The following is a 19243-nucleotide window of genomic DNA, read 5'->3' as shown; positions in this document are numbered from 1 at the left end:
GCAGGGGAATGGGGGTGGGGTCGCCCGGAGGGGGTGGAAGTGGGGAAAACCCGGACGCGGGGGCCGGAGCGGACCTACTCTCGAGTTGTGCCAGGCGCGTCGGGCCGGGTGCTTGTTGTCGACGACAACAAGGTCATCCGGCAGCTGATCAAGGTCAATCTCGAGCTGGAGGGCTTCGAGGTCGTGACCGCGAGCGATGGTGCCGAATGCCTGGACGTGGTGCACCACGTCCGTCCGGATGTCGTGACGCTCGACGTGGTCATGCCGCGGCTGGACGGGCTCGGGACCGCGGCGCGGCTGCGGTCGGATCCGCGGACCAGCCACCTCCAGGTCGCCATCGTCAGCGCGTGCACCCAGTACGAGGTGGAGAGCGGTGTCGCCTCCGGCGTGGACGCCTTCCTCGCCAAGCCCTTCGAGCCCGCCGAGCTGATCCTGCTCGTCCGTCGGCTCATGGAGCGCGAAGGGCGACGCGCCCAGGCCGGACGCGCGCACGGATAGCCCGGAGCCGCCGACGGTTTCACGCCTTCCGTTTCATCTGCTTTCAGGTGGTTTGTGCGGGGGTGTACGGGGCGGGCGCCCACATGGCGAAACCGTTCGCGGTCGGAGTGGGGTCCTCGCCTAGGCTGGTCCCGTGACCCCCGCAGACCTCTCCCGTACCGTCGTACGCGCCGTGCGCGGCGCCGTCGAGGACGGGGAGCTGCGCGTTCCGGTGCCCGAACGGGTGGTGGTCGAGCGGACCCGGCCCGGCGGGGTGGGGGAGTACGCGTGCAACGTGGCGCTCCGGCTCGCCCGCGAGGCGGGACGGCCGCCGCGCGAGGTCGCCGCGCTCCTCGCCGGACGCCTGGCCGGCACCCGCGGGATCGCCGCCGTGGAAATCACCGGACCCGGTTTCCTCAACTTCTCGCTCGCCTCGCAGACGGGCCTCCTCGCCGCCGTCTCCGCGCAGGGCATCCGGTACGGACACGGCGACGCGCTCGCCGGGCAGGTCTACTCCTTCCCGTCCCCGTCCCCGTCCCCGTCCCCGTCCCCGTCCCCGTCCCCGTCCCCGTCCCCGTCCCCGTCCCCGTTCCCGTCCGGTCCGGAGGCCGGGCCCACCGCGCCCGTCGCCCCCACCGCGCCCGTCGCCCCCACCACATCCGCCGCATCCGCCGCACCCCTCGATCCCGCCGGGCCGCGCGGTGTCGTCGTACGGGGTGCGGTCGCGCGGCTCCTCCAGGCGCAAGGGGCTCTTGTCCACACCCAAGGGGCATCCGTCGTCGACCGCGACCCCACCCCCACCCCGGACAACGCCCCGGACAGCTCCCCGGACCCCACCCCCACCCCGGACAGCTCCCCGGACCCCACCCCGGACAACGCCCCGGACGACGCCCCCACCCCCCTCTCCCTCGCCATCGCCCCCGCAGCCCGGCGCGACGACGACGCGTTCGCCCGGGTCGGGGTCGCCGACGTCGTGTGGCTGATGCTGGCCACGCCGCTCAAGGAGACGCCGAAGCTGCCCGCCGGGCCGCTCGCGCAGGACGAGTCGAACCCCTGCTTCCTGGTCCGGTACGCGCACTCCCGCGCCCGCGCGGCCGTACGCGACGCCGCCCGGCTCGGCTACACCCCCGACCGCGCCCCCGACCGCGTCCACGACGACCCCTCCCTCGACCCCGTCCACGACCGAGGCGCCCCCGCCCCCGCCCTCCTCGCCGCACTCGCCGAGTACCCCCTCGTGCTCGAAGCCGCGGCGCACCACCGGGCGCCCGAGCGGCTCGCGCGGCATCTCGTCACGGTCGCCGACGCGCTCGTGGACTGCTCGTACGACGTGCTGCCCAAGGGGGACGAGAAACCCTCGGCCGCCCACCGCTCCCGGCTCGCCCTCGTCGAGGCCGCCGGGACGGTGCTCGCCGGCGGCCTGTCCCTGCTCGGTATCGACGCACCCGACACCCTGTAAGCAAAGAGAGACCAACGATGAGCCGTTCCGCGCACCCCGCAGGGCCCCGCCACGGGGACGTCCTCCCCGAGAGCCACTACTCGGCCCCGCCCGCCGACCTCAACGCCCTCGACGAGAAGGTGTGGTCGAAGACCGTCGCGCGGGGCGCCGACGGGGTCGTCACCGTCGCCGGCATCGAAGTGACCCGGCTCGCCGAGGAGTTCGGGACCCCCGCCTACTTCCTCGACGAAGCGGACTTCCGCGAGCGCTGCCGCGCCTGGGCGCACGCCTTCGGGCCCGGTGCCGACGTCTTCTACGCCGGGAAGGCGTTCCTCTCCAAGGCGGTCGTGCGCTGGCTGAAGGAGGAAGGACTCAACCTCGACGTCTGCTCGGGCGGCGAACTCGCCACCGCGCTCGCCGCCGAGATGCCCGCCGAGCGGATCGCCTTCCACGGCAACAACAAGTCCACCGCGGAGATCGGCCAGGCCATCGGCGCCGGCGTCGGCCGGATCGTCCTCGACTCCTTCCAGGAGATCGCCCGCGTCGCGCACATCGCCGCCGGGCTCGGCGTCCGCCAGCGCGTCCAGATCCGCGTCACCGTCGGCGTCGAGGCGCACACCCACGAGTTCATCGCCACCGCGCACGAGGACCAGAAGTTCGGCATCGCCGTCGCCGACGGCACCGCCGCGGAGGCCGTCCGGCGCGCCCTGGGTCACGACAGCCTCGAACTCATCGGCATCCACTCGCACATCGGCTCGCAGATCTTCGACATGGCCGGCTTCGAGGTGTCGGCCCGCCGGGTGGTCCAGCTGCTCGCCGCCGTCCGCGACGAGCACGGCGTCGAACTGCCCGAGATCGACCTCGGCGGCGGCCTCGGCATCGCCTACACCTCCGACGACGACCCCCGCGAGCCCCACGAGATCGCCAAGGCGCTCACCGAGATCGTCACCCGCGAGTGCGAGTCCGCGGGACTGCGGACGCCCCGCATCTCCGTGGAGCCCGGCCGCGCCATCGTCGGCCCGACCGCCTTCACGCTCTACGAGGTCGGCACCATCAAGCCCCTGGAGGGGCTGCGTACGTACGTGAGCGTCGACGGCGGCATGTCGGACAACATCCGCACCGCGCTCTACGACGCCGAATACAGCGTCGCGCTCGTGTCGCGGCGCTCCGACGCGGAGCCCATGCTCTCCCGCGTCGTCGGCAAGCACTGCGAGAGCGGCGACATCGTGGTCCGCGACGCCTTCCTCCCCGCCGACCTGGCGCCGGGCGACCTGATCGCCGTCCCGGCCACCGGCGCGTACTGCCGTTCCATGGCCAGCAACTACAACCACGCCCTGCGTCCGCCGGTCGTCGCCGTGCGCGACGGCAAGGGCCGGGTGATCGTCCGGCGCGAGACGGAGGAGGATCTACTGCGACTCGACCTCGGATGATGAAAATAGGCATCTCACGCACTGGACAGAGGGTGGAAACTTGTGTCCAGTGCGTGAGACTGGTTCCACCCTTGCCCGTAATCGGGGCTTGAGAGGGCTTGCAGACAGCAAGCTCGTTTGTTGACGAAAGGCGTAGGTCGAATGATGCGTACGCGTCCGCTGAAGGTGGCGCTGCTGGGCTGTGGAGTGGTCGGCTCAGAGGTGGCGCGCATCATGACGACGCACGCCGACGACCTCACGCAGAGGATCGGCGCGCCCGTGGAACTCGCGGGTGTGGCCGTGCGCCGCCCCTCCAAGGTGCGCGAGGGCATCGACCCCGCGCTCGTCACCACCGACGCGACCGCCCTGGTCAAACGCGGCGACATCGACGTGGTCATCGAGGTCATCGGCGGCATCGAGCCCGCCCGCACCCTGATCACCACGGCCTTCGAGCACGGCGCGTCCGTGGTCTCCGCCAACAAGGCACTGCTCGCCCAGGACGGCGCCGCCCTGCACGCCGCCGCCGACCAGTACGGCAAGGACCTCTACTACGAGGCCGCCGTCGCCGGCGCCATCCCGCTGATCCGCCCGCTGCGCGAGTCCCTCGCCGGCGACAAGATCAACCGGGTGATGGGCATCGTCAACGGCACCACGAACTTCATCCTCGACAAGATGGACTCGACCGGCGCCGGCTACCAGGAGGCGCTCGACGAGGCCACCGCCCTCGGGTACGCCGAAGCCGACCCGACCGCCGACGTCGAGGGCTACGACGCCGCCGCCAAGGCCGCGATCCTGGCCGGCATCGCCTTCCACACCCGCGTCATCCTCGACGACGTCTACCGTGAGGGCATGACCGAGGTCAGCGCCGCCGACTTCGCCTCCGCCAAGCGGATGGGCTGCACCATCAAGCTGCTCGCCATCCTGGAGCGCGCCGCGGACGGCGAGTCGGTCACCGCGCGCGTCCACCCGGCGATGATTCCGCTCAGCCACCCCCTGGCCTCCGTGCGCGAGGCCTACAACGCCGTCTTCGTCGAGGCGGAGGCGGCCGGGCGGCTGATGTTCTACGGGCCGGGGGCCGGCGGCTCGCCGACCGCCTCGGCCGTACTCGGCGACCTCGTCGCCGTGTGCCGCAACAAGCTCGCCGAGGCAACGGGGCCGGGCGAGTCGGCATACACCCGGCTGCCGGTCAGCCCCATGGGCGATGTCGTCACCCGCTACCACATGAGCCTCGACGTGGCCGACAAGCCGGGCGTGCTCGCCCAGGTCGCGACGGTCTTCGCCGAGCACGGGGTGTCCATCGACACGGTCCGGCAGCAGGGTAAGGACGGTGAGGCCTCCCTCGTCGTCGTCACCCACCGTGCATCCGACGCGGCCCTCTCGGGGACCGTCGAGGCGCTGCGCAAGCTCGACACCGTGCGCGGTGTCGCCAGCATCATGCGTGTTGAAGGGGAGTAAGAAGCCATGACCGCGAATCGCACCCACCAGTGGCGCGGCATCATCGAGGAGTACCGCCACCGCCTCCCGGTGTCCGACACGACCCCCGTGGTCACGCTCCGCGAGGGCGGTACGCCCCTCGTCCCCGCGCAGGCCCTCTCCGAGCGCACGGGTTGTGAGGTGCACCTCAAGGTCGAGGGCGCCAACCCGACCGGTTCCTTCAAGGACCGCGGCATGACGATGGCCATCACCAAGGCGAAGGAGGACGGCGCCAAGGCCGTCATCTGCGCCTCCACCGGCAACACCTCCGCCTCCGCCGCCGCGTACGCGGTCCGCGCGGGCATGGTCAGCGCCGTGCTGGTGCCGCAGGGCAAGATCGCCCTCGGCAAGATGGGGCAGGCGCTCGTGCACGGCGCCCGCATCCTCCAGGTCGACGGCAACTTCGACGACTGCCTGGCCCTCGCCCGCAGCCTGTCCGAGAACTACCCGGTGGCGCTGGTCAATTCGGTGAACCCGGTGCGCATCGAGGGCCAGAAGACGGCCGCGTTCGAGATCGTGGACGCGCTCGGCGACGCCCCCGACATCCACGTCCTGCCGGTGGGCAACGCGGGCAACATCACCGCGTACTGGAAGGGCTTCAAGGAGTACGCGGCCGACGGCCTGGCCACCCGCACCCCGCGGATCTGGGGCTTCCAGGCCTCCGGTTCGGCGCCCATCGTGCGCGGCGAGGTCGTCAAGGAGCCGCACACCATCGCCACCGCGATCCGGATCGGCAACCCGGCCTCCTGGGACTTCGCCCTGCAGGCCCGGGACGAGTCCGGCGGCTTCATCGACGAGGTGACGGACCGCCAGATCCTGTCCGCCTACCGCCTGTTGGCCGCGCAGGAGGGCGTGTTCGTGGAGCCCGCCTCCGCCGCGTCGGTCGCCGGTCTGCTCAAGGCCGCCGAACTGGGCCTGGTGGACCCGGGCCAGACGATCGTCTGCACCGTCACCGGCAACGGTCTGAAGGACCCCGACTGGGCGGTCGCCGGCGCTCCGCAGCCGGTCACCGTGCCGGTCGACGCCGAGGCCGCCGCCGCGCGGCTGGGCCTGGCGTAGCCCGTACGGGCGGGCGGCTTCCGCCGCAAGCCGCCCGTACCGCGACAAAGGGGCACAGGAGGCCCGCGACACGCATCGTGCGCCTCCTGTGCGCCCTATGTCGCGACAGAACCTTCCTTCGATAGGCTGTACTTACATCCGTCAGCCGCATATGCCGTGCCGACCCGCGCCGATGCTGCATATGCCAGGGTTCCGCCGTCAGCGGCCTGTGGATGTCGTACGTTCTGCAGTACATTCGCCGCGAAATCTCGCAGCCCAGTCACAAGGAGTGTCATCGAGCGATGGCCGGTCCAGCGTTCCGCGCCGCCGCCGTACGGGTGCGCGTCCCCGCCTCCAGCGCCAACCTCGGCCCGGGTTTCGACGCCCTCGGCCTCGCCCTGGGGCTCTACGACGACGTCGTCGTCCGGGTGGCCGACTCCGGCCTGAACATCGACATCGCGGGCGAGGGCGCCGACACCCTGCCGCGCGACGAGAGCCACCTGCTGGTCCGCTCCATGCGCACGGCCTTCGACCTGCTCGGCGGGCAGCCGCGCGGCCTCGAGGTGGTCTGCGCCAACCGGATCCCGCACGGCCGCGGCCTCGGCTCCTCCTCCGCCGCGATCTGCGCCGGCATCGTCGCGGCCCGCGCCGTGACCATAGGCGGCGAGGCCAAGCTCGACGACGCCGCGCTGCTGGAGCTCGCGACCGAGATCGAGGGCCACCCCGACAACGTCGCCGCCTGCCTGCTCGGCGGCTTCAGCCTCGCCTGGATGGACGGCGGGTCCGCCCGGGCGATCAGGATGGAACCCGCCGATTCCATCGTTCCGGTGGTCTTCGTCCCCTCCAAGCCGGTCCTGACCGAAGCGGCGCGCAGCCTGCTCCCGCGCAGCGTCCCGCACGTCGACGCCGCCGCCAACGCCGGCCGTGCCGCCCTGCTTGTCGAGGCCCTGACCAGGCGCCCCGAGCTGCTGCTGCCGGCGACCGAGGACCGACTGCACCAGGAGTACCGCACCCCGGCCATGCCGGAGAGCGTGGCCCTGGTGAACCGGCTGCGTGCGGACGGCGTCCCCGCAGTCATCTCCGGCGCGGGCCCCACGGTCCTCGCGCTGGTCGACAACGGCGTGGCCGACAAGGTCGCGCTGCTCGCAGGCGAGGGGTGGGCCGCCAACAGGCTGGCCTTCGACTCCGCGGGTGCGAGCGTGCTGCCGCTCGGTGGCTGAGCCACCGCCCGGTTGCTGAACGGGCGCCCCTGCGCAAGGGCACGCAGGGGCGCGTCCGCCGGTGAGTCACGCGATTGCCGGTGAGTGAGAGGGGGAATGTCTGTTGGATCCGGTAGTGTTAACCTCAAGTACGCATCCGAAGCCTTCGCGGCTCGGTGCTCAGTGTCCCCATCCGGGACCACCTTTCTTCCGGGAGCCTCCCCAACTGCTTTGATCACTGCCAGGCAGTTTCGAGCACGCTCCGGAATCGGCTTGACACTCCCACGCTTCCAGCCGGGGGTCTTCTCGCCGGAACCCATGCACTGAATTCTCCCGCCGTATTCATTCGGCGGACCACCGCCCCGGCACGGTCCAGACAAAAGGGCCGAGGTCGGACAGCACAACCGGTCGCCGAGCCAGACAGGCCGACGTCCGCTCCAGGGAAGGACCCTTCGTGAGCGACACCACCGATCTGATGGGCGTTGCCGACAGCTCTGTCGACACCAGCGCGCCCGCCGCGGGCTCCGCCCCCAAGCGCCGCCGCTCCGGCACCGGCCTTGACGGCATGGTCCTGGCCGAGCTGCAGCAGGTTGCCTCGGGCCTCGGGATCCGGGGCACCGCGCGGATGCGCAAGAGCCAGCTGATCGAGGTCATCAAGGAGACGCAGGCCGGCGGCGGCAGCGCCCCCAAGGTCGCGGACTCCACCGCCGACGCCGAGGCCAAGCCGAAGCGCCGCGCCACCTCCAAGGCCCGTACGGCCGAGGCCGCCGAGGCCCCGGCCGCCGTGCGCGCCGAGAAGCCCGCTGCCCAGCAGCAGATCGACATCCCGGGCCAGCCGGCAGGCGGCCCCTCCCGCGCGAGCGAAGCCGAGCGCGGGGGAGACGACCAGCCGGCCGGCGAGCGCCGCCGCCGTCGGGCCACCGCCCCGTCGGGCAGCCCCGAGCAGGCCGCCGCCGTGCAGACCGAGCAGAAGACCGAGACCGTCCAGGCCGAGGCCAAGGCCGACGCCGGCGCGGTCCAGACCCAGGAGGGCGCGGCCGAGGGCCGTGGCCGCCGGGACCGCCGCGACCGCGGTGAGCGCGCCGAGCGGGGTCAGCGCGACCGCCGCGACCGCGCCGCCAAGGGCGACGAGCAGCAGGGTGCCCAGCAGGAGCGCCAGCAGGACCGTCAGGACCGCGGCCAGGGCGGTCAGGGTGGCCAGCAGGGCGGCCAGGACCGCGGTCAGGGCGGCCAGCGCCAGCAGCAGGGCGGCCGTGGCGGCCAGGCCCAGCAGGGCCGTCAGGACGGCCGCCAGGACAACGGTCCCCAGGACGACTTCGACGACGAGGGCGGCCGTCGTGGCCGTCGCGGCCGCTACCGCGACCGTCGTGGCCGTCGTGGCCGCGAGGAGTTCGGCCCGGCCGAGCCGCAGGTCGCCGACGACGACGTCCTGATCCCCGTCGCGGGCATCCTCGACATCCTCGACAACTACGCGTTCATCCGGACCTCGGGCTACCTGCCCGGCCCGAACGACGTGTACGTCTCCCTCGCCCAGGTCCGCAAGAGCGGTCTGCGCAAGGGCGACCACGTCACGGGTGCGGTCCGCCAGCCCAAGGACGGCGAGCGCCGCGAGAAGTTCAACGCGCTCGTGCGCCTCGACTCGTGCAACGGCATGGCGCCGGAGTCCGGCCGCGGCCGCCCCGAGTTCCAGAAGCTGACCCCGCTGTACCCGCAGGACCGGCTCCGTCTGGAGACCGACCCGGGCGTGCTGACCACCCGCATCATCGACCTCGTGTCGCCGATCGGCAAGGGCCAGCGCGGTCTGATCGTGGCCCCGCCGAAGACCGGCAAGACCATGATCATGCAGGCGATCGCCAACGCGATCACCACCAACAACCCCGAGTGCCACCTGATGGTCGTCCTGGTCGACGAGCGTCCGGAAGAGGTCACCGACATGCAGCGGTCGGTCAAGGGCGAGGTCATCTCCTCGACCTTCGACCGTCCGGCCGAGGACCACACCACCGTCGCCGAGCTGGCCATCGAGCGCGCCAAGCGTCTCGTCGAGCTGGGTCACGACGTGGTCGTCCTGCTGGACTCCATCACCCGCCTGGGCCGCGCGTACAACCTCGCGGCGCCCGCCTCCGGCCGCATCCTGTCCGGTGGTGTCGACTCGACCGCGCTGTACCCGCCGAAGCGCTTCTTCGGTGCCGCGCGCAACATCGAGGACGGCGGCTCGCTGACCATCCTGGCCACCGCGCTGGTCGACACCGGCTCGCGCATGGACGAGGTGATCTTCGAGGAGTTCAAGGGCACCGGCAACATGGAGCTCAAGCTCGACCGCAAGCTCGCCGACAAGCGCATCTTCCCGGCTGTCGACGTCGACCCGTCGGGCACCCGCAAGGAGGAGATCCTCCTCAACGCGGAGGAGCTCGCCATCGTGTGGAAGCTGCGCCGGGTGCTGCACGCGCTCGACTCGCAGCAGGCGATCGAGCTGCTCCTCGACAAGATGAAGCAGACCAAGTCGAACGCCGAGTTCCTGATGCAGATCGCCAAGACGACCCCGTCGGGCAAGAACGACGACTGACGGACGGGCCGGCCCACGGGCCGCGCACGCACGCTCGGTTGAGACCGCCCCGTCACTCAGGTGACGGGGCGGTCTCTTTTGTCACCGGCGTGTACCAGAATTGTCACTGAGTCAACTTCCTTTCATCTTCAGTCGGTTGCTGATTGGAAATGGATGCGTACACGTCATAGAGTTGGCACGCCGCACGTCGGGGGACATCGGTCGCGCTGTCGAGAACAGCCGCACCCATGAGTGCCATCAGAGCCTTCGGGTCTCTGTGCATTGCCGGTTGAGTCCGGAATCTCCCCCGCGTGTATGAATAACCGTTCTACGGGGAGTCTGAGTGATCTTTTCCAAGTCCGTGCGTCGTTTCACCGCCGCAGGATTCGCGTCCGCGATAGCCGCCGGTCTGCTGGCCACCTCCGCCGCTCCGGCGGGTGCCGCCACCGCGCCCCAGGTCGCCGACGCGCAGAGCATCATCAAGAGCGTCACCGGCAACGACCGCCCTGAGGCGGACTCGTACATCATCGGTGGGTCCAAGACCACCATCAAGTCGTACCCGTACATGGCGCAGCTGTTCGTCCAGGACGCCCAGGGCCGCGGCTACTTCTGTGGCGGCTCGGTCGTGTCGTCCCGCAAGATCCTGACCGCCGCGCACTGCGTGAACGGCCGCAACTACGTCACGAAGGGTGTCGTCGTCACCGGCGCGACCCGCGTCGCGACCAGCAACAACCTGTACGGCGGCAAGGTCTTCCGCATCAAGAAGCAGTGGCAGCACCCGCGCTACAACTCGCGCACGTTCGACAACGACGTCGCGGTGCTGACGCTGGCGGCCCCCACCCGCGCCAAGACCATCAAGGTCACCACGGCGTCGGACAAGGCCTCGTACCGTCCGGGCACCAAGGCCACGGCCGTCGGCTGGGGCCGCACCAGCTCCACCAACCAGAACATCTCGAGCTACCTGCGCCGGGCGACCCTGCCCATCCAGGCGGACTCGAAGTGCGCCAGCCCGAGCGTGTGGGGCAACCGCTTCGTCAAGGGCCACATGCTGTGCGTCGGCAACAAGACGACCGGCAGTGACCGCACCACCGTCGCCCCCTGCAACGGCGACTCGGGCGGCCCGCTGGTCGTGAACGGCCGCGTTGTGGCCGTTACCTCCTGGGGTGTCGTGAATTGCGTCCAGAAGGGGCTGTACCCGGTGTACGCCAAGTACAGCGCGTACGCGAACATCATTGCGCCGCAGCTGCGCAACTAGCGGCATACCCCTGCCGGGAGGCGGCCCGATACGCAATGATCGGACCGCCTCCATATGAACTTCGGCGCGCGCCTCCAATTCCGGGGGCGCGCGCCGGCCTATTCGAAGGATGACGCGTGCAGATACGCACCCGTGGTGACCGGCTGTTCGGCGGCCGGCGTCTCGTGGCTCCCGTGGCCGTGTCCGTACTGGCCCTCGCGGGCGCCGGTCTGACGGCCGGCGGCGCCCAGGCCGCCGACTCGCCGGCCCGGCCCACCAGGGCCGAACTCCGCCAGTCCATGAGCGAGGCCTTCCAGGCCACGCTCGCCGAGAACCAGACCGGCCCGAAGCGCTCGCCGATGATCATCGGCGGCGGTACGACCACCATCGCGAGCGCGCCCTGGACGGCGCAGCTCCTGTGGTTCGACGAATCCGGCGACGGCTTCCTCTGTGGCGGCACCGTGGTCACCCCCACGAAGATCGTCACCGCGGCGCACTGCGTCGACGGCGTCAACTGGTCCGTCGGCGGCCACGTCATCACCGGCGCCACCCAGCTGGCGACCGTCTACGACGACGGCACGGTGGACGCCCACGGCGGCACCGCCCACAAGGTCAAGCGCCAGTGGATGCACCCGGCGTACAACAGCGTGACCATCGACAACGACGTCGCCGTCCTGACGCTGTCGTCGAAGACCGCGGCGAAGAACCTGCCGCTGGCCCGGAGCACCGACACCGGCCTGTACGCCGCCGGCTCGACGGCGACCGTGTACGGATGGGGCCGGACCTCCTCCGACAGCAGCGCCATCTCGCTGACCCTGAAGAAGGCCGACCTCCCGTTCGTCGCGGACACCACCTGCGACGACTTCTGGGGCTCGCAGCTCACCAAGGGCCACCAGGTCTGCGCGGGCAAGCCCGCCACCGGCTCGGACTCCGGCACCGACACCGCGTGCAACGGCGACTCCGGCGGCCCGCTGGTCCGCAACGGGCGCCTCGTCGGCGTGGTCTCCTGGGGCGTCGTCGACTGTGTCCAGGCCGGCGCCTACGGCGTCTACGCCAAGGCCACCACGTACGCCGGCGCCCTGCGCGCCGAGGTGTACGACGCGAACTGGAACGGCGACGCCGCGGCCGACCTGATCGCGCGCAACACCGCGAACACCGACCTGTACCCCTTCACCTCGAAGCTGACCTCGCTCGCCAAGGGCAGCAGCATCGGTGACGCGGCGAGCGTCAACCTGTTCCGCCAGACCGACCTGAACCGTGACGGCGTCCAGGACCTCGTCCGCCGCCACACCAACGGCGACGTCTACTGGTACAACGGCGCCACCAAGGCCGCCACCAAGGTCTTCACCGGCTGGCAGACCCGCAAGCAGATCGTCGCGCCCGGCGACGTGACCGGCGACGACCTGCCCGACATCGTCTCCGTCACCTCCGCCGGCGACCTCTACGTGTACCCCGGCAACGGCAGCGGCGGCTTCGGTGCGGCCGTGAAGACCGGCTTCGGCTGGCAGATCTACGGCGTCGTCCGCGGCGCCGGCGACCTGACCGGCGACGGCAAGACCGACCTGATCGCCCGCGACTCGGCCGGCGCGCTGTACCTGTACGCGGGCACCGGCGCCACCGGCTCCGGCGCCTTCGGCGCGCGCGTCAAGATCGGCAGCGGCTGGCAGATCTACAACCAGATCACCATGACCGGTGACGTCAACAACGACGGCCGGGCCGACCTCCTCGCCCGCGACAGCGCCGGCACGATGTGGCTCTACAAGGGCAACGGCAAGTCGAGTGCGACCTTCGCCACACGCGTCAACTTCGGCGGCGGCTGGAACGCGTACAACCTCTTCGGCTAAACCCCCAGGTCGGCCCGGATAACGGGCCGGTCACGGCGTCCGGCCGCACCACCCCTGTGCCCACCGTGCCCGCACGGTGGGCACAGGTCGTCGTGCAACCCTTTGGCCTCCTCTCCCGTCTTCGCTGTCGGACCACGGGAGGGGACACGCCACCGGGGGATCACGACACCCGGAGAACCGAGGAGAGCATGACCGAGCAGAGCAGCGGCCGGGCCGGCATACGCACGGCCGGGCGCGGGCGGCGCCGCAAACGGGCGTCCGGGCGCCGCAAGGCGTTCGCGATCGTCGCCTGGACGGCGGCAGGCGTGGTCGTACTCGGGGGCGCGGGCCTCGGCTACTTCTACGTGAAGTTCAACGGGAACCTGAAGAGCGTCGACATCGACGCGGCCCTCGGCAACGACCGGCCCGCCGACATCGACAACGGATCCATGGACATCCTCGTCCTCGGCTCCGACTCCCGCGGCGGAGCGAACTCCGAGTACGGCCGCGACGACGGCGGCTCGGCCCGCTCCGACACCGCGATGATCGTCCACGTGTACGAGGGCCACAAGAAGGCCTCCGTCATCTCGATCCCCCGGGACACCCTGGTCACCCGCCCCTCGTGCGCGACCGAGAGCGGCAAGACCGACCCCGGCGGCGAGCGCAGCATGTTCAACGAGTCGTTCACCATCGGCGGCGCCGCCTGCGCGGTCAAGACCGTCGAGTCGATGTCCGGGGTCCGCATGGACCACTACCTCGAAGTCGACTTCGACGGCTTCAAGAAGATCATCGACAAGCTCGGCGGGGTCAGCATCACGACCACCAAGCCGATCAAGGACAAGGCCAGCCACCTCGACCTCCAGGCCGGCCCCCACAAACTCGACGGCGAGCAGGCCCTCGGCCTCGTACGCACCCGCAAGAGCGTCGGCGACGGCAGCGACCTCGGCCGCATCCAGCTCCAGCAGGCCTTCATCAAGGCGCTCATCAAGCAGGTCAAGAGCATCGGCGTGTTCGACAACCCGAAGCGGCTCCTCGACCTCGCGGACACCGGCACCAAGGCCATCACCACCGACAGCAAGCTCGCCGACGTCAAGGACCTCATGGGCTTCGCGTCGGGCCTCGCGCAGATCGAGTCCCACGACCTCCAGATGATCACCCTGCCGGTCGGCGCGGACGCCATCGACCCCAACCGGGTGGTCCCCCTGGAGAAGGAGACCGCGCAGGTCTGGCAGGCCCTCCTGCAGGACCGGCCCATCCCCGCCTCGGCCACCGAGAAGTCCGCGGGCGACAAGGGAACCGCGGGTTCCCTCGTCAAGGAATAGATGCCGGCCCCTCCCCGTTGAGGGGAGCGTTCCCGAATTTTGACAGGCGGCCCGGTCCTGGCAGACTGGTCCGTCGGCCCCGGTTCACGCAGCGCGCAATTCCGCCGCATGCGACCCGGCGCCCTCCCGAATCTAGGAGACACCTTGAAGCGCGATGTTCACCCCGAGTACGTCGAGACCCAGGTCAGCTGCACCTGTGGCGCGTCGTTCACGACTCGCAGCACCCTGACCGAGGGCACCATCCGTGCCGAGGTCTGCTCCGAGTGCCACCCGTTCTACACGGGCAAGCAGAAGATCCTCGACACCGGTGGCCGCGTGGCCCGCTTCGAGGCCCGCTTCGGCAAGGCTGCCGGCTCGAAGTAGCGAGCCACCGGCGCCGGTCACCGGTCGCCCCCTGACCACGCGGGGGCGGCCGGACCGGCGCCTTTGTCGTCCCGCAGCCCCTCCGTCTTATCGATTCCAGGAGCACCCGATGTTCGAAGCGGTCGAGGATCTGATCGGCGAGCACGCCGATCTCGAGAAGCAGCTCGCCGACCCTTCGGTCCACTCAGACCAGGCGAACGCGCGCAAGCTCAACAAGCGCTACGCCGAGCTGACCCCCATCGTGGGCACCTTCCGCGCCTGGAAGCAGGCCGGTGAGGACATCGAGACGGCCAAGGAGTTCGCGGCCGACGACCCGGACTTCGCCGCCGAGGTCAAGGAGCTGACCGCACAGCGCGAGGCGCTCACCGAGAAGCTGCGCCTGCTGCTGGTCCCGCGCGACCCCAGCGACGACAAGGACATCCTCCTGGAGATCAAGGCGGGCGCGGGCGGCGACGAGTCCGCCCTGTTCGCCGGCGACCTCCTGCGCATGTACCTGCGGTACGCCGAGCGCATCGGCTGGAAGACCGAGATCATCGACTACACGGAGTCCGAGCTCGGCGGCTACAAGGACGTCCAGGTCTCCGTCCGCACCAAGGGCGGCCAGGGCGCCACCGAGCCCGGCCAGGGCGTCTGGGCCCGGATGAAGTACGAGGGCGGAGTGCACCGCGTGCAGCGCGTGCCCGCCACCGAGTCCGCGGGCCGCATCCACACCTCCGCCGCCGGCGTCCTCGTGACCCCCGAGGCCGAGGACGTCGAGGTCGAGATCAACATGAACGACCTGCGCATCGACGTGTACCGCTCCTCCGGCCCCGGCGGCCAGTCCGTCAACACCACCGACTCCGCCGTGCGCATCACGCACATCCCCACCGGCGTCGTCGCCTCCTGCCAGAACGAGAAGAGCCAGCTCCAGAACAAGGAGCAGGCCATGCGCATCCTGCGCTCGCGGCTGCTCGCCGCCGCCCAGGAGGCCGCCGAGCAGGAAGCGTCCGACGCGCGGCGCAGCCAGGTGCGCACCGTCGACCGTTCCGAGAAGATCCGTACGTACAACTTCCCGGAGAACCGGATCTCGGACCACCGGGTCGGCTTCAAGTCGTACAACCTGGACCAGGTGCTCGACGGCGACCTCGACGCGGTCATCCAGGCCTGCGTCGACGCCGACTCCGCCGCGAAGCTCGCGGCAGCCCAGTAAGACCCCCGTTCAGCCCCCCGTACGACCCCGGTGGAGGAAGCGTGAACCTGCTGCTCGCGGAGGTGGCCCAGGCCACCCAGCGGCTGGCCGCCGCCGGCGTGCCCTCACCGCGCTTCGACGCCGAGGAGCTCGCCGCGTGGGTGCACGGCGTCAAGCGGGGTGAACTCCACCACGTCAAGGACGCGGACTTCGACGCCCGCTACTGGGAGGCCATCGCGCGCCGCGAGGCCCGCGAACCCCTCCAGCACATCACCGGGCGGGCCTTCTTCCGCTACCTGGAGCTCCAGGTCGGCCCCGGGGTGTTCGTACCGCGCCCCGAGACCGAGTCCGTCGTGGACTGGGCCATACACGCCGTACGGGCCATGGACGTGGTCGAGCCGCTCATCGTGGACCTGTGCACCGGCTCCGGGGCCATCGCCCTCGCCATGGCACAGGAGGTGCCGCGCTCACGCGTGCACGCCGTCGAGCTGTCCGAGGACGCCCTGCGCTGGACCCGCAAGAACGCCGAGGGCTCCCGGGTCACCGTGCACCAGGGCGACGCCCTGAGCGCGCTGCCCGAACTCGACGGCCAGGTCGACCTGGTCATCTCCAACCCGCCGTACATCCCGCTCACCGAATGGGAGTACGTCGCCCCGGAGGCCCGCGACCACGACCCCGAGATGGCGCTGTTCTCCGGCGAGGACGGCCTCGACACCATCCGCGGCCTGGAGCGCACCGCGCACCGGCTGCTGCGCCCCGGCGGCGTCGTCGTCATCGAGCACGCCGACACCCAGGGCGGCCAGGTCCCGTGGATCTTCGCCGAGGAGCGGGGCTGGGCCGATGCCGCCGACCACCCCGACCTGAACAACCGGCCGCGCTTCGCCACCGCCCGCAAGGCGCTGCCGTGAGGACCCCCCACCCCGCCCCCACCGCCCCGCACGAGGAGGCCCGCTGATGGCCCGGCGATACGACTGCAACGACGCGACGGACCGCAAGACGGGTCTGCGTGAAGCGGCATCAGCCGTGCGCCGGGGTGAGCTGGTCGTGCTGCCCACGGACACCCTCTACGGCATCGGCGCGGACGCCTTCAGTGCGGAGGCCGTCGCCGACCTGCTCGCAGCCAAGGGCCGTGGCCGCTCGATGCCCACCCCCGTGCTCATCGGCTCCCCGAACACCCTCCACGGCCTCGTCACGGACTTCTCCGAGGCCGCGTGGGAGCTCGTCGACGCCTTCTGGCCGGGCGCCCTCACGCTCGTCGCCCGGCACCAGCCCTCCCTGCAGTGGGACCTCGGCGACACCGGCGGCACCGTCGCCATCCGGATGCCGCTGCACCCCGTCGCGATCGAGCTGCTGAAGGAGGTCGGCCCGATGGCCGTCTCCTCCGCCAACCTCTCCGGTCAGCCGGCGCCCGAGGACTGCGACGCCGCCCGCGAGATGCTCGGCGACTCCGTCTCGGTGTACCTGGACGGGGGCCCCACCCCCGGCATGGAGCCGTCGTCGATCGTCGACGTCACCGGCAAGGTGCCCGTCCTGCTCCGGGAAGGCGCCCTGTCGGCCCAGCAGCTGCGGGAGGTCGTACCCGACCTCGAGGTGGCCCCGTGAGCCCTCAGGGGCGTGGCATAGCCGGCACGGACCCGTTCCGCATCCTCCACGTCAGCACGGGCAACGTGTGCCGCTCGCCGATCACCGAGCGGCTCACCCGGCACGCCCTGATCGACCGGCTCGGCGGCGTACCGCTGCCCGGCGGCCTGATCGTGGAGAGCGCCGGAACCTGGGGCCACGAGGGCGCGCCCATGGAGGCCAACGCGGCCGCCGTGCTCGCCGACTTCGGCGCGGACGCCTCCGGCTTCACCGGCCGCGAACTCCTGGACGAGCACGTCATACGCGCCGACCTGGTCCTCACCGCGACGCGCGACCACCGGGCCCAGGTCATCTCGATGGGCCACTCGGCGGGCCTGCGCACCTTCACGCTGAAGGAGTTCACGCGCCTGGTGCGCGCCATAGACCCGGCCACCCTCCCGCCCCTGGACGACGGCATGGCCGAGCGCGCCCGAGCCCTGGTCCGGGCCGCTGCGGCGCTGCGCGGCTGGCTGCTGGCCCCCTCGGCCGAGGCCGACGAGGTCTACGACCCGTACGGCGCCCCGATCTCCTTCTTCCGCTCCATCGGCGACGAGATCAACCAGGCCCTGGAGCCGGTCGTCACCGCGCTGACCGGCGTCGGCGCCCCGCACTGACCCGCCGGGCCCCGCGGCCCGCCGCCCCGCAGGCCGGGCCGATCCGGGCCCGTCCCGTGACGACGCCACCTCGCGACGCGCGAAAAGTCTGATTTTCGGTGCGTATGGGGGTGCCGCGGCCTACAGTGGGCGTACTGCGTAGTGCCCTCCCACGCGTCGGAGTCGCGCCATGACCACCGTCAGCCATCCCGTCCGGCCCACCGTCGCCGCCGCCGACTTCGAGGCGCTGCGGCGCCAGGACCCCGCCATCGCGGACGTCCTCGCGGGCGAGCAGGCACGGCAGGCGGGCGGCCTCCAGCTGATCGCCGCCGAGAACTTCACCTCGCCCGCGGTGCTGGCCGCACTCGGCTCGCCGCTCGCCAACAAGTACGCCGAGGGCTACCCGGGCCGGCGCCACCACGGCGGCTGCGAGTACGCGGACCTCGCCGAGCGGATCGCCGTCGAGCGGGCCACCGCGCTGTTCGGCAGCGAGCACGCCAACGTGCAGCCGCACTCCGGCTCCTCGGCCGTGCTCGCCGCGTACGCGGCCCTGCTGCGCCCGGGCGACACGGTCCTCGCGATGGGACTCCCGTACGGCGGGCACCTCACGCACGGCTCCCCGGCGAACTTCTCCGGCCGCTGGTTCGCGTTCGTCGGCTACGGCGTCGACGCCGAGAGCGGGCTCATCGACTACGAGCAGGTCGCCGCGCTGGCCCGGCAGCACCGCCCCAAGGCAATCGTCTGCGGATCGATCTCCTACCCCCGCCACCCCGACTACGCGGCCTTCCGGGCGATCGCCGACGACGTCGGGGCGTACCTCGTCGCCGACGCCGCGCACCCGATCGGCCTGGTCGCCGGCGGGGCCGCGCCCAGCCCGGTGCCGTACGCCGACATCGTCTGCGCCACCACCCACAAGGTCCTGCGCGGCCCGCGCGGCGGCATGCTGCTGTGCGGTGCGGCGCTCGCCGAACGGGTGGACCGGGCGGTGTTCCCCTTCACGCAGGGCGGCGCGCAGATGCACACCATCGCCGCCAAGGCCGTCGCCTTCGGGGAGGCGTCGGGCCCCGCCTTCACCGCGTACGCCCATCAGGTCGTCACCAATGCGAGGGTTCTCGCGCGGACGCTGACGGCGGAGGGACTCACCCTGACGACGGGCGGCACCGACACCCACCTCATCACCGCCGACCCGGCGCCGCTCGGCGTCGACGGCCCCACCGCCCGCGGCCGGCTCGCGGCCGCCGGGATGGTCCTCGACACCTGCGCGCTGCCCTACGGGGACCAGCGGGGACTGCGCCTGGGCACGGCCGCCGTCACCACCCAGGGCATGGGCGCCGCCGAGATGGAGCGGATCGGGACGCTGTTCGCCGCGGCCCTGCGCGGGGACGGCGACGTACGCGCCGAGGTCGCCGAACTGGCCGGGAGATTTCCCCCGTATCCGTCCGAGTGAGGACAGGGAGAACGATCTGCAACCGGATCCCGGCCCCCGGGTGTCCTCAACCCCGTGGGCATCGAAGCTAATGTGTGGGGCTGAGATGGTCGGCGATACC

General features: G+C 71.4%; 16 protein-coding genes. All 16 read left to right on the top strand.

Annotation, left to right across the window (positions count from 1 at the left end):
* Positions 1 to 39: 39 nt before the first annotated feature.
* Complete coding sequence (locus tag OG764_RS12625) at positions 40 to 498, top strand: response regulator (protein ID WP_328968520.1); 459 nt, start codon at positions 40 to 42, stop codon at positions 496 to 498.
* A gap of 133 nt (positions 499 to 631) precedes the next feature.
* A complete protein-coding gene (nrtL, locus tag OG764_RS12620) occupies positions 632 to 1933 on the top strand; it encodes an ArgS-related anticodon-binding protein NrtL (protein WP_328968519.1) in 1302 nt (433 codons plus the stop codon).
* Between the two features lie 17 nt (positions 1934 to 1950).
* Positions 1951 to 3342 carry a diaminopimelate decarboxylase gene (gene lysA, locus OG764_RS12615; RefSeq protein ID WP_328968518.1) on the top strand — a complete coding sequence of 464 codons (1392 nt, stop codon included), beginning with the start codon at positions 1951 to 1953 and terminating at the stop codon, positions 3340 to 3342.
* Positions 3343 to 3483: 141 nt separating this feature from the next.
* On the top strand, positions 3484 to 4776 hold the full coding sequence (locus OG764_RS12610; protein WP_328968517.1) for a homoserine dehydrogenase: 1293 nt from the start codon (positions 3484 to 3486) through the stop codon (positions 4774 to 4776).
* A gap of 6 nt (positions 4777 to 4782) precedes the next feature.
* Complete coding sequence (gene thrC, locus OG764_RS12605) at positions 4783 to 5853, top strand: threonine synthase (RefSeq protein ID WP_328968516.1); 1071 nt, start codon at positions 4783 to 4785, stop codon at positions 5851 to 5853.
* Between the two features lie 281 nt (positions 5854 to 6134).
* On the top strand, positions 6135 to 7052 hold the full coding sequence (thrB, locus tag OG764_RS12600; RefSeq protein ID WP_328968515.1) for a homoserine kinase: 918 nt from the start codon (positions 6135 to 6137) through the stop codon (positions 7050 to 7052).
* A 433-nt stretch (positions 7053 to 7485) separates the two neighbouring features.
* The gene (gene rho, locus OG764_RS12595) at positions 7486 to 9594 is read left to right on the top strand and encodes a transcription termination factor Rho (RefSeq protein ID WP_328968514.1); all 2109 of its coding nucleotides are present in this window, start codon (positions 7486 to 7488) and stop codon (positions 9592 to 9594) included.
* A 322-nt stretch (positions 9595 to 9916) separates the two neighbouring features.
* Complete coding sequence (locus OG764_RS12590; RefSeq protein WP_328968513.1) at positions 9917 to 10828, top strand: S1 family peptidase; 912 nt, start codon at positions 9917 to 9919, stop codon at positions 10826 to 10828.
* A gap of 116 nt (positions 10829 to 10944) precedes the next feature.
* On the top strand, positions 10945 to 12651 hold the full coding sequence (locus OG764_RS12585) for a trypsin-like serine protease (protein WP_328968512.1): 1707 nt from the start codon (positions 10945 to 10947) through the stop codon (positions 12649 to 12651).
* Between the two features lie 188 nt (positions 12652 to 12839).
* A complete protein-coding gene (locus OG764_RS12580) occupies positions 12840 to 13952 on the top strand; it encodes an LCP family protein (protein WP_328968511.1) in 1113 nt (370 codons plus the stop codon).
* A gap of 144 nt (positions 13953 to 14096) precedes the next feature.
* The gene (gene rpmE / locus OG764_RS12575; protein WP_030153765.1) at positions 14097 to 14315 is read left to right on the top strand and encodes a 50S ribosomal protein L31; all 219 of its coding nucleotides are present in this window, start codon (positions 14097 to 14099) and stop codon (positions 14313 to 14315) included.
* A gap of 109 nt (positions 14316 to 14424) precedes the next feature.
* Positions 14425 to 15504 carry a peptide chain release factor 1 gene (gene prfA / locus OG764_RS12570; RefSeq protein WP_328968510.1) on the top strand — a complete coding sequence of 360 codons (1080 nt, stop codon included), beginning with the start codon at positions 14425 to 14427 and terminating at the stop codon, positions 15502 to 15504.
* Positions 15505 to 15545: 41 nt separating this feature from the next.
* On the top strand, positions 15546 to 16391 hold the full coding sequence (gene prmC, locus OG764_RS12565) for a peptide chain release factor N(5)-glutamine methyltransferase (RefSeq protein WP_328968509.1): 846 nt from the start codon (positions 15546 to 15548) through the stop codon (positions 16389 to 16391).
* A 46-nt stretch (positions 16392 to 16437) separates the two neighbouring features.
* Complete coding sequence (locus OG764_RS12560) at positions 16438 to 17085, top strand: L-threonylcarbamoyladenylate synthase (RefSeq protein WP_328968508.1); 648 nt, start codon at positions 16438 to 16440, stop codon at positions 17083 to 17085.
* Positions 17082 to 17717 carry an arsenate reductase/protein-tyrosine-phosphatase family protein gene (locus tag OG764_RS12555; protein ID WP_328968507.1) on the top strand — a complete coding sequence of 212 codons (636 nt, stop codon included), beginning with the start codon at positions 17082 to 17084 and terminating at the stop codon, positions 17715 to 17717. The genes OG764_RS12560 and OG764_RS12555 overlap by 4 nt, the downstream gene beginning before the upstream one ends.
* A gap of 169 nt (positions 17718 to 17886) precedes the next feature.
* Positions 17887 to 19143 (top strand): serine hydroxymethyltransferase, encoded by a 1257-nt coding sequence (gene glyA, locus OG764_RS12550; RefSeq protein WP_328968506.1) that lies wholly within the window; start codon positions 17887 to 17889, stop codon positions 19141 to 19143.
* Positions 19144 to 19243: the final 100 nt, after the last annotated feature.

The organism is Streptomyces sp. NBC_00239, assembly GCF_036194065.1.
In the GTDB taxonomy this organism is placed as follows: domain Bacteria; phylum Actinomycetota; class Actinomycetes; order Streptomycetales; family Streptomycetaceae; genus Streptomyces.
Note: the sequence above shows the minus strand (reverse complement) of the source record. Positions and strands in the feature narration are given on the sequence as shown.